Here is an 11,115-nt window from a genome sequence, read left to right on the forward strand (position 1 = left end):
GCGTTCTCCACCCGGGGACTCATAGCACCGTTTCCTCGGCAAACTCCAGCACCAGTTCACCTTCGCTCACGCTGACCCGCACTTCTCCGCCACGCATCAGCCGCCCGAACAGGATGTCCTCGGCGAGCGGTTTCTTGATGTGCTCCTGAATGACACGCGCCATGGGCCGCGCGCCCATCTTCGGATCGTAGCCACGTTTCGCGAGCCAGCTACGGGCTGCATCATCCACGATCAAACTGACCTTTTTCTCTTCTAGTTGCGCTTCCAGCTGGATGATGAACTTGTCCACCACGTTCGCGATGGTGCGCTGATCCAGCGACTTGAACTGGATGATCGCGTCAAGGCGATTGCGGAATTCCGGCGTGAAACTGCGGCGCAGCACTTCCATGGCGTCGGACGAGTGATCCTGCGTGGTAAAGCCCACGCTCGGACGGCTGATCGCTTCCGCGCCGGCATTGGTGGTCATCACAACGATAATATTGCGAAAATCCACCTTGCGTCCGTTGGTATCGGTCAAGGTACCGTGATCCATCACCTGCAACAGCAGATTGAATACATCTGGGTGCGCCTTCTCGATCTCGTCGAGCAGCAGCACCGCATGCGGCGACTTCAGCACTGAATCGGTGAGCAACCCGCCTTGATCGAAACCGACATAGCCGGGCGGCGCACCGATCAGGCGCGACACCGTGTGGCGCTCCATGTACTCGGACATGTCGAAACGGATTAATTCGATACCCATGATCATCGCCAACTGCCGCGTGACTTCGGTCTTGCCCACACCAGTAGGTCCAGTGAACAGGAACGAGCCTATTGGTTTCTGCGTGTCTCCCAGCCCTGAGCGCGACATCTTGATGGCCGAGGACAACGACTCGATGGCGTCGTTCTGGCCGAACACAACAACTTTGAGGTTGCGCTCCAGGCTCTTGAGCGTTTCCACATCGGAGGCGGACACGCTTTTGGGCGGAATCCGCGCCATCTTGGCGATGATGTTTTCCACGTCGCGCACGGATACGGTTTTCTTGCGCGCGGACGCCGGCTTGAGGCGCAGGTGCGCGCCGGCCTCGTCGATCACGTCGATGGCCTTGTCGGGCAGATGGCGATCGTTGATATATCGCGACGCCAGATCGGCCGCCGCCTGCAGGGCCTTATCCGTGTAGCGAACTTCATGATGCTCTTCGAAGCGCGTCTTCAGGCCCTTCAGAATCCGATAGGTTTCATCCACCGACGGTTCGCTGATGTCGATTTTCTGGAAACGCCGCGCCAGCGCGCGGTCTTTCTCGAACACGCCCCGGTATTCCTGATACGTAGTCGAACCGATACACTTCAGATCACCCGATGCGAGTACCGGTTTGATGAGATTAGACGCATCCATCACGCCACCGGAAGCGGAACCGGCGCCGATGATGGTGTGAATCTCGTCGATAAACAAAATCGACCCGGGCTGGCGCTTGAGCTGCGCCAGTACCGCCTTGAGGCGCTTTTCGAAATCTCCGCGATACTTCGTGCCCGCCACGAGCGCGCCCAAATCAAGCGCGTAAATTGTGCTTTTCTCGAGAATTTCCGGTACTTCGCGGTCCACAATTCGCTTTGCGAGACCTTCTGCTATGGCGGTTTTGCCGACGCCTGCCTCACCCACGAACAACGGGTTGTTCTTGCGCCGACGACAGAGTATCTGCACGGTGCGTTCGATTTCGAAATCCCGACCGATAAGCGGGTCGATCTTGCCGCGACGCGCCATGTCATTGAGGTTGCTCGCAAAGCTTTCCAGCGGCTTCTTGCCGCCCGCCTCGTCGCCGCCCTCCTGCTCCAGACCCGCCCCGCTCTCTTCATCCTGCTCCTCGGGCACCTTCGAAATCCCATGCGAGATGTAATTGACGACGTCCAGACGCGCGACGTCGTGCTGATTGAGCAGGAACACAGCGTGGGATTCCTGTTCGCCGAAAATCGCCACCAGCACGTTGGCGCCGTTGACCTCTTTCTTGCCGGACGACTGCACGTGAAACACGGCGCGTTGCAACACGCGATTAAAACCTAGGGTCGTCTGTGTATCGCGGGTGTCATTGACCGGCAGGAGCGGCGTGTTTTCCTCGATATATTCCGCCAGCTGTTTACTTAAGCTGACCAAATTGACCCCGCACGCGCGCAGCACGCCGACGGCCGTTGGATTATCCAGTAGCGCCAGCAGCAGGTTCTCGACAGTCATGAATTCATGACGCCGCTCGCGCGCCAGCTTGAACGCCACGTTGAGAGTAAATTCAAGTTCTTTGTTCAGCATGATGCACCCGGGTTTAACATGTCAGATCAGGCCTCCTCCATGGCACACAAAAGTGGATGCTGATTGGCGCGGGCGTAATCGTTGACCTGCGCGACCTTGGTCTCCGCAATGTCGCGCGTGAACACCCCGCACACGCCTTTGCCGCTGGTATGCACGTGCAACATGATTCGCACCGCGGTCTCCGCGTCCAATTTGAAAAAACTTTCCAGCACATGCACGACAAATTCCATGGGGGTGTAATCATCGTTGATCAACACCACTTTGTAGAGCGGCGGTTTTTTGGTCCTGGGTCGCGTTTCCTCGACGGCCAGTTCGCCATTTTCACGCGATTTCCGTTCGTCGTCGTTCATCTGGCATGAGTTCGTTTGCTACCTGAAATTCGCTCAACCACATGAGATAGTATATACGCCCCGTATGGTGTCCGCATGACCGAAACATGGACTCCTCGGCCTTGCGCGATCAGTTTCGACCATGGCCAATGAGAAAGTTTATGGTGGCATGGGCGGTCACCGATGGAAACAAACATACGCCTGGTGGCCTCATGGTCTAGAGCGCCAGTGGACACCTGAGATTGCGACGCGTCGCCCGCTTTTCAACCCATGTGTTCAACCCACAAGATCGAGGCGCAAGTCCGGCCACGGTGCGTTTTCCAATATGTTACATTTTCGCCCATGGACTGGGCGCCTCATGTAACCGTCGCCGCGATTATCGAACGCGATGGCCAATTTCTGCTGGTTGACGAAGTCGTCGACGGCAACCGTGTGTTGAATCAGCCGGCCGGGCACCTCGATGAGGGTGAAACCCTTATCGACGCGGTGATCCGCGAAACCCTGGAGGAGACGGCCTGGCATTTCCGACCCAGCGCGCTGGTGGGCGTTTATCGCTGGCGACAGCCGGGCGGTGGCCACACTTTTCTGCGTGTGGCTTTCAGCGGCGAAGTCACCGCGCACGATCCCGACCGCAAACTGGACGCGGGCATAATAAAGAGCGTGTGGATGACGGCGTCACAGCTCGCAAGTGCTAAGCACCGCCTGCGCAGTCCGATGGTGTTGCGCTGCGTGGACGATTACCGTTCCGGCGCGCGTCACTCATTGTCTATCGTGTCCGACATCGTTTAGCCATGCCCACGCATCGCAAGCCTCAGGTCATTGTCGGCATGTCCGGCGGAGTGGATTCGTCGGTGGCCGCGCTGCTGCTGTTACAGCAGGGTTATGCCGTCGAAGCCCTGTTTATGAAGAACTGGGAAGAGGACGATGCGAGTGGCCACTGTGTCGCCGCGCAAGACCTGGCAGATGCAACCGCGGTCTGCGAGCGGCTCGGTATCCGATTGCACCGGATTAATTTTTCGTTCGAATACTGGGAAAGAGTGTTCAGCCTGTGTCTGGACGAATTCCGTGCCGGTCGTACGCCCAATCCAGACGTGTTGTGCAATCGCGAAATCAAGTTCAAGGCGTTTCTGGAGCACGCGCAGGCGCTGGGCGCCGAAGTAGTTGCAACCGGCCACTACACGGGCATCGAAAAAACGGCTACCGGGCGGCATCTGGTCAAGGCGCGCGATGAGGCGAAAGACCAGACATATTTTCTTTATATGCTGGGGCAGCGGCAGCTCGCTAGCGCGCTGTTTCCGCTCGCCAACCTGCGCAAGCGCGATGTCAGGGCGATCGCCGAGCAGGCCGGACTCGTCACGCACGACAAGAAAGACAGCACCGGTTTGTGCTTTATCGGCGAGCGGCGTTTCGGCGAATTTCTGGCGCGCTTCCTGCCCGCGCAACCTGGCGATGTGGTGGACACTGACGGGCGCACCCTCGGCGCGCACCAAGGGCTGATGTTCTACACGATAGGTCAGCGCCAGGGCTTAGGCATAGGCGGGCGGCGCGGGACGCCCGAATCACCCTGGTACGTGGTGGAGAAACATCCTGAGACCAATCAGCTGATCGTCGCGCAAGGCCATGATCACGAGCGACTTTTCAGCAACACACTAACGGCCAATCAAGTGCACTGGGTCGCTGACGCAGGGCCTGCTCTGCCGCTACGCTGTACGGCTAAAATCCGCTACCGGCAGCAGGATCAGACCTGTGTGCTGACCGGTGCACAAAATCACGTACAGGTGAGTTTCGAACAACCGCAGCGCGCGGTGACACCCGGCCAGTCCGTCGTATTCTACCGCGGTAATCGATGCCTCGGCGGCGGCATCATCGCGCAGCGATCGAACGCCGACTACCCGCGCTCGGCCCCCGCAGAGCGGCGTCGCGGCATAGCTGGCGAATCGCGAATCGGGCCGCTACCGCGGAGCGTTCTGATCACGGTAAGTGACTGAACCACGGTGAAGAATCGCTTAATCGCGTTGGCCGGCCTTTATCAGAGCGTGGATCTCGTCCACCAGATCGCCTGGCACGGAAACGCCGAGCCGCGGCCTTTTGACGCCAGCGTCGGCAGTCTCTTCAAGCTCGACGCCCCGAACTATGCCGATGTTTACGGCGCACCCGAGGGCATCCGCTCCGGGCTGGCAGTGCTGCGCGCGCAACTGACCGAGATTGACAAAAAACCACAACTGGAGCGCACGCGGTACGTGGTGAATCTGCTTTCTTTGGAGAAGAAACTTTCTCGCGATGCGTCGATGACCGCCACACTGAGAGAGGGGCTGGAGCGGGCGCGCGAACAACTGGCGCATTTCGGGCCCACGCACATCAATGTAATCAGCCAGCTTGCGGACACCTATCAGCGATCGATCAGCCGGTTGCGGCCGCGTATTATCGTCAAGGGTGAGCAGTCGTATCTTGCGAATCCCGACAACGCCAGCCGCATTCGCGTGCTGCTGCTGGCCGGCATCCGCGCGGCCGTGCTGTGGCGGCAGGCCGGCGGCAACCGCTGGCGGATTGTGTTCGGGCGCAATGCGCTGCTTCGCGAACTGGAGTCGGCGAGCCCGCGTGCATGATTGTGATCTCCCATGAGTTATCTACTGTGAGCGTGAGCTACCACAGGCGCGCGGATTTGAGGATAATGATGGGATACATCGGCTTGTTATTTCCTTACCGCAACGCGCGGACAACAACGAGAATCATTGGCCATGAGCAACAGCTTCGATACCCAGACCGTTCTGAAGGTCGACGGCAAAGAGTACCGGATAAACAAGATCGCACAACTGCAAAACGTGGCGCGGCTGCCATACTCGCAGAAAATTCTGCTGGAAAATCTTCTGCGCCATGAAGACGGCGTCAGCGTCACCAAAAAACATATCGAGGCGGTGCTCAACTGGGACGCCAAGGCCGAGCCGGATCAGGAAATCGCGTATCGACCCGCGCGCGTGTTAATGCAGGATTTTACCGGCGTGCCGGCGGTGGTCGATCTGGCCGCCATGCGCGATGCGATGCGGGAGCTGGGCGGCGACCCGGCACGCATTAATCCACTGTCGCCAGCCGAGCTGGTGATCGATCATTCCGTGATGGTCGACCATTACGGCAAGGCGGACTCCATGGATCTCAATGCCAAGGTGGAGTTCGGGCGCAATCGGGAGCGTTACGCCTTTCTGCGCTGGGGCAAGCAGGCGTTTTCGAACTTCCAGGTGGTGCCGCCGAACACGGGCATCGTCCATCAGGTGAATCTCGAATACTTGGCGCGAGTGGTGTTTACCTGCGAGCACGACGGTGTGCTGGAGGCGTATCCCGACACGCTGGTCGGCACCGATTCCCACACCACCATGATCAACGGGCTGGGCGTGCTCGGCTGGGGCGTGGGCGGCATCGAAGCGGAAGCCGCCATGCTGGGACAGCCCGTTTCGATGCTGATTCCTCAAGTTGTGGGCTTCAAGTTCACCGGCAAACTCGCCGAGGGCGCAACCGCGACCGATCTGGTGCTGACCGTGACGCAGATGCTGCGCAAGCGCGGCGTGGTGGGTAAATTCGTGGAATTCTTCGGCGACGGGCTCGATCATCTGCCGCTGGCCGACCGCGCCACCATCGGCAATATGGCGCCCGAGTATGGCGCTACCTGCGGCATTTTCCCCATCGACAAGGAGACGCTGGTGTATTTGAAGCTCTCCGGCCGCAATCCGGAGCAGATCACCCTGGTCGAAGCCTACGCCCGCGAACAGGGCATGTTCCGCGAGACGGGCGACACGCAAGCGGACTACAGCGACGTGCTGGAGCTGGATTTGGGCGCCGTGGAGCCGAGCATCGCGGGCCCCAAGCGTCCGCAGGATCGCGTGGCCTTGTCGTCGGCAAAAGAGTCGTTCCGTGCGTCACTGAGCGACTATATCGCGCACGTCGAATCCGATGACGACGATGCGGTCGACGAGGCCTCCGAAGAATCATTTCCCGCCAGCGATTCCCCGGCATATGGCAGTTCCTCCAGGAAGAGTGAGGCGCCGCGCGAAGAGGTGCATTCCGCCGCTGCGGATTCTAAAGGCCGACCCAGCAAGCCGACCCGGGTGAAACTGGAGGATGGCACCGAGTGCGAACTCGACCACGGCGCCATCGCCATCGCCGCCATTACGTCCTGCACCAACACCTCCAATCCCTCGGTCATGATCGCGGCCGGTCTGCTGGCCAAGAAGGCGCGGGCACTTGGCCTCAACCGCAAACCCTGGGTCAAGACCAGCCTCGCACCCGGGTCCAAGGTCGTCACGGAATATCTCACCAAATCGGGCCTGCTCAAGGAACTCGAGTCGATCGGCTTTTATCTGGTCGGCTACGGTTGCACCACATGTATCGGCAACTCCGGTCCGCTGCCCGAAAGCATCGAACAAGCCATCGAGGACGCCGGCATCGTCTGCGCTGCAGTGTTGTCCGGCAACCGCAACTTCGAGGGCCGCATTCACCCGCACGTGCAGATGAATTATCTGGCGTCGCCGCCGCTGGTCGTCGCCTACGCGCTGGCCGGCACCATGGACATCGACCTCTACAAGCAGCCGCTGGGAAAAGGCAAGGACGGCAAGCCCGTGTACATGAAAGACATCTGGCCGAGCGCTAAGGAAATCCAGGAGGCGGTGCTGGCCAACATCGACGACAACATGTTTCACAAATCGTACGGCGAGGTGTTCGCCGGCGATAGCCGCTGGAATGCGCTGGACATCCCCGATACGGAACAGTTCGACTGGGATGACAAGTCCACGTACGTACAGAATCCGCCGTACTTCGAGGGCATGGACAAGGAACCGCAAGACATTGCGGATATCAGCGGCGCGCGCGTGCTGGCGATGCTTGGCGACAGCATTACCACGGATCATATCTCGCCCGCCGGTTCGATCAAGAAAGACAGCCCGGCCGGCAAATACTTACAGGAGCGCGGGGTGAAGCCCGCGGACTTCAACTCCTACGGGTCACGCCGCGGCAATCACGAAATCATGATGCGCGGCACCTTCGCCAACGTGCGCCTGCGCAACAAACTGGCGCCGGACACTGAAGGCGGCTGGACCACGCACTACCCGTCCGATGAGGTGCTCAGCATCTTTGAGGCGGCCGTTCGTTACGAACAGGAGGGCGTACCGCTGGTGGTGCTGGCGGGCAAGGAATATGGCTCGGGCTCGTCGCGCGACTGGGCGGCCAAAGGTCCGTTGCTGCTGGGCGTACGCGCCGTGATCGCCGAGAGCTACGAGCGCATCCACCGTTCCAACCTGGTCGGCATGGGCATTCTGCCGCTGCAGTTCCAGGACAGCGAGACCGCCGGGAGTCTTGGGCTTACCGGCCGCGAAACGTTTGCAATCGAGGGCTTAAGCCACGGCACGGCGAAGACGGTCAAGGTGATCGCCAGCAATGAGGACGGTGGTAACAAGATTGAGTTCGAAGCACGCGTGCGCATCGATACGCCGCAGGAAATCGAATATTACCGGCACGGCGGGATTTTGCATTACGTGTTGCGTCAGCTGGCGGCATAGCGTCATTGCCGCGGCACGCGCACTTACTGAACGAACGATGTTTCTCGAGAGTCGCGCGGCTGCTGTTGATCAGGCGGGCTGTACCGCGGGCATCGATTTAACTGGATTCCAGGCTGGATCCTGCAACTTGGCATCCAGCGCCTCGATAGGCAGCGGCGGGCACAAGAAATAGCCTTGCAGCGCGTCGCAGCCCCAGGCGGCCAGCAACTCCAGGGATTCGCGGTTTTCGATGCCCTCGGCAGTCACCCAGTGGCCCAGATTGTGGGCCAGCACGATGGTGGAGCGGACGATTATCGCGTCGTTATGATCGCGCGCCACGTTGACGATGAATGACCGATCGATCTTGATCTCACTCACCGGCAGTTTGCGCAGGTAAACCAGCGACGAATAACCGGTGCCGAAATCGTCGATCGAGAAACGCACGCCGAACTGCGAGAGCCGCCTTGCAGCCGCCAGCGCCGCGTCGGGATTCGACATGACGGCCGTTTCCGTAATCTCGAGTTTCAATCGCTTCGGCGGCAGGCCGCGTTTGCGCACGCCTTCGGCAATGTGCTGAACCAGGTCTGGCTCCTGCAGATTGATGGCGGAGATATTGGTGGCAATCGGCATGGCGTTGCCCACGCTATGCCATGCCGCCAGTTGGTCGAGCACCACTTCCAGCACCCACCGATTAACGATATTGATCAAACCATGCTCTTCGGCAAGCGCGATAAAGTCTTCGGGGTACAGCAAGCCAAGCCGTGGATGCGGCCATCGCACCAGGGCCTCGACGCCAGTGAGTCTGCCAGCCTTGGCGCCGAATTGCGGCTGGTAATGAACTACCAGAGCATGCTGCTCGATCGCCTGCCGCAGTTCGCCGAGTATGCCCAGCCGCTGACGGCCAGCGCTCTCCAGCGTCTGCTCGTAGACCACAACGTCGGCCCCCCGGCGTTTGGCCTCGTACATCGATAGCTCGGCGTGTTTGATAAGTTCGTCGTGACCCGCGCCGTGCTCCGGATGATAAGCGACGCCAATGCTCACGCCGACGTCGGCCGGATGACCTTCGACGGCCAGCGGCTTTTGCAGCACGGCGGCGACGTGCTGGCCAATTAGACGCGGATGCTCGGGATCGACAATGGGATTGATCAGCACGGCAAACTCGTCACCGCCAAGCCGCGCCACCAGATCCGTGATGCGCAGCGATCGCTGCAGGCGCAATCCCGCCTCCTGCAGCACCGTGTCGCCGTAACGGTGACCCATGGTTTTGTTGATCAGCTTGAATCGATCCAGATCCATAACCAGCACCGCCAGCCGCCGCGGCGACGCGGTGTCAGCGATGGCGCGTTCGAGCTGACCCACGAAGAACTGACGATTGGGCAGATTCGTGAGCGGATCGTGCGTAGCGCGATGCTGCTCCAGTGCCGCGAGCCGCAGCATCTCGCGCATCATGCGCCGGGTGATGCGCGAGATAGCCCACACGAAGCAGCCGGCTCCGAATAACACAGCCGCCGCTGCCACCTCCATCAGCCCGATTTTCTGTTTGGCGACCGCAATGGCGAGCACCATATAACCGAGTATGCCGGTGACAAACGCGACGAGCAGCGCAGGCAACGCCAGCCACACGCGCGAGTGACCGCGCGCGTGCAGAACGATGTCGCGCACGGGGACGAGCGCGGCCGTCAGCATCGCGGCGCCCAGCGCCAGCAGCACGCAAGCCGCGATCGCGACCAAGTCAAACATGGACGATTTTTATTCTCCGGCGCCGATCCCGCCGCGCGTCAACTGTTCGGGATTCAGCAGTCTGCGCAACTCGTCTTCCGACAGGTCGGTCTTTTCGCGCGCGACCTCGATGACCGGCCTACCTTGCGCGTATGCCAGCTTGGCAATTGCAGCACCCCGCTCGTAACCGATAACGCCATTCAGCGCGGTCACCAGAATCGGATTACGATCAATCGCCTGCTGAATGTTTTTGTCATTTACGGTGAAACCGGCGATGGCCTTTTCGCCCAGTGCCCGCGCGGCGCCGCTTAAAATTTCTACACTCTGCAACAGATTATAGGCGACCACCGGCAACATGACGTTGAGCTGGAAGTTGCCGGCCTGTCCGGCGATCGTCAGGGTCGTGTCGTTCCCAATCACTTGCGCGCACACCATCGCAACCGCCTCGGGAATCACCGGATTGACCTTGCCGGGCATGATGCTGCTGCCGGGCTGCAGCGGCGGCAGGGCGATCTCGCCCAGACCCGCCAGTGGCCCGGAATTCATCCAGCGCAGATCGTTGGCGATCTTCATTAAACTCACGGCCAGCGTTTTGAGCTGACCGCTGACCTCCACTGCCGTGTCCTGGCTGCTTAAGCCCTCGAACAGATTTGGTTTTGGCTCGAACGCCACGCCGGTCTCGCGGGTCAGCTCGGCGGCGACGCGATTGCCGAGCTCGGGATGCGCGTTGATGCCGGTACCGACCGCCGTGCCGCCTTGCGCAAGCTGACGCAGCCGCGGCAGAGTCGATTCCAGCCGCGCCACGCCGAGTCTTACCTGCGCCGCCCACCCGCTCAATTCCTGATCCAGACGAACGGGCATGGCATCCATGAGATGCGTGCGCCCGGTTTTCACCACGCCTTTGACCTCATTGCCTTTACGATCAATTGCCTCAGCAAGCGTGGCAAGTGCCGGCAGCAGGCGCTCGTGCAGCATCAGGCAGGCGCTCAGGTGAATCGCGGTGGGGATCACGTCGTTCGAACTCTGGCTCATGTTGACGTGATCGTTCGGGTGCACGGTTGCGCCCAACCGTTGCGTCGCCAGTCGCGCGATCACCTCGTTGGCGTTCATGTTGGTGCTGGTGCCCGACCCGGTCTGAAATACATCGACCGGGAACTGCCGGTCGAATTCGCCCGCGGCCACGGACCGCGCCGCTGCCGAGATCGCTTCCGCCATTTTGTCGTTCATCAGGCCCAGCTCGCAGTTCGCGTGCGCGCAGGCGGCCTTGATC

8 protein-coding genes are annotated in these 11,115 nt (G+C 60.4%); 4 read left to right on the forward strand and 4 right to left on the reverse strand.

Annotated features, from left to right (window positions below; genetic code table 11):
• Positions 1-19 precede the first annotated feature (19 nt).
• A complete protein-coding gene (clpA, locus tag H0V34_05350; protein MBA2491145.1) occupies positions 20-2,275 on the reverse strand; it encodes an ATP-dependent Clp protease ATP-binding subunit ClpA in 2,256 nt (751 codons plus the stop codon).
• Positions 2,276-2,301: 26 nt separating this feature from the next.
• The gene (gene clpS / locus H0V34_05355; protein ID MBA2491146.1) at positions 2,302-2,625 is read right to left on the reverse strand and encodes an ATP-dependent Clp protease adapter ClpS; all 324 of its coding nucleotides are present in this window, start codon (positions 2,623-2,625) and stop codon (positions 2,302-2,304) included.
• A 321-nt stretch (positions 2,626-2,946) separates the two neighbouring features.
• Here clpS and H0V34_05360 point away from each other — a divergent pair, with 321 nt between their 5' ends.
• The 4 genes from H0V34_05360 to H0V34_05375 all read left to right on the forward strand — a co-directional run bounded on the left by H0V34_05360 (position 2,947) and on the right by H0V34_05375 (position 8,147).
• The gene (locus tag H0V34_05360; protein ID MBA2491147.1) at positions 2,947-3,393 is read left to right on the forward strand and encodes an NUDIX hydrolase; all 447 of its coding nucleotides are present in this window, start codon (positions 2,947-2,949) and stop codon (positions 3,391-3,393) included.
• Between the two features lie 2 nt (positions 3,394-3,395).
• Positions 3,396-4,592 (forward strand): tRNA 2-thiouridine(34) synthase MnmA, encoded by a 1,197-nt coding sequence (gene mnmA, locus H0V34_05365; GenBank protein ID MBA2491148.1) that lies wholly within the window; start codon positions 3,396-3,398, stop codon positions 4,590-4,592.
• A 6-nt stretch (positions 4,593-4,598) separates the two neighbouring features.
• Entirely contained in the window at positions 4,599-5,210 is a 612-nt protein-coding gene (gene hflD, locus H0V34_05370; GenBank protein ID MBA2491149.1) for a high frequency lysogenization protein HflD, read from the forward strand.
• A 132-nt stretch (positions 5,211-5,342) separates the two neighbouring features.
• Positions 5,343-8,147, forward strand: a complete 2,805-nt coding sequence (locus tag H0V34_05375; protein ID MBA2491150.1) for an aconitate hydratase — start codon at positions 5,343-5,345, stop codon at positions 8,145-8,147.
• A gap of 69 nt (positions 8,148-8,216) precedes the next feature.
• Here H0V34_05375 and H0V34_05380 read toward each other — a convergent pair whose 3' ends face one another.
• Positions 8,217-9,866 carry a bifunctional diguanylate cyclase/phosphodiesterase gene (locus H0V34_05380; GenBank protein MBA2491151.1) on the reverse strand — a complete coding sequence of 550 codons (1,650 nt, stop codon included), beginning with the start codon at positions 9,864-9,866 and terminating at the stop codon, positions 8,217-8,219.
• Between the two features lie 9 nt (positions 9,867-9,875).
• On the reverse strand, positions 9,876-11,115 hold a 1,240-nt coding region (locus H0V34_05385; protein ID MBA2491152.1), incomplete at its 5' end, for a class II fumarate hydratase.

Source organism: Gammaproteobacteria bacterium (assembly GCA_013696315.1).
Lineage (GTDB): Bacteria > Pseudomonadota > Gammaproteobacteria > JACCYU01 > JACCYU01 > JACCYU01.

What these genes read in the sequence shown, in the direction of transcription:
- mnmA (MBA2491148.1), top strand. Translation starts at nt 3,396, where the DNA reads ATGCCCACGCATCGCAAGCCTCAGGTCATTGTCGGCATGTCCGGCGGA.
- H0V34_05380 (MBA2491151.1), bottom strand. Translation starts at nt 9,866, where the DNA reads ATGTTTGACTTGGTCGCGATCGCGGCTTGCGTGCTGCTGGCGCTGGGC.
- clpS (MBA2491146.1), bottom strand. Translation starts at nt 2,625, where the DNA reads ATGAACGACGACGAACGGAAATCGCGTGAAAATGGCGAACTGGCCGTC.
- H0V34_05375 (MBA2491150.1), top strand. Translation starts at nt 5,343, where the DNA reads ATGAGCAACAGCTTCGATACCCAGACCGTTCTGAAGGTCGACGGCAAA.
- clpA (MBA2491145.1), bottom strand. Translation starts at nt 2,275, where the DNA reads ATGCTGAACAAAGAACTTGAATTTACTCTCAACGTGGCGTTCAAGCTG.
- H0V34_05360 (MBA2491147.1), top strand. Translation starts at nt 2,947, where the DNA reads ATGGACTGGGCGCCTCATGTAACCGTCGCCGCGATTATCGAACGCGAT.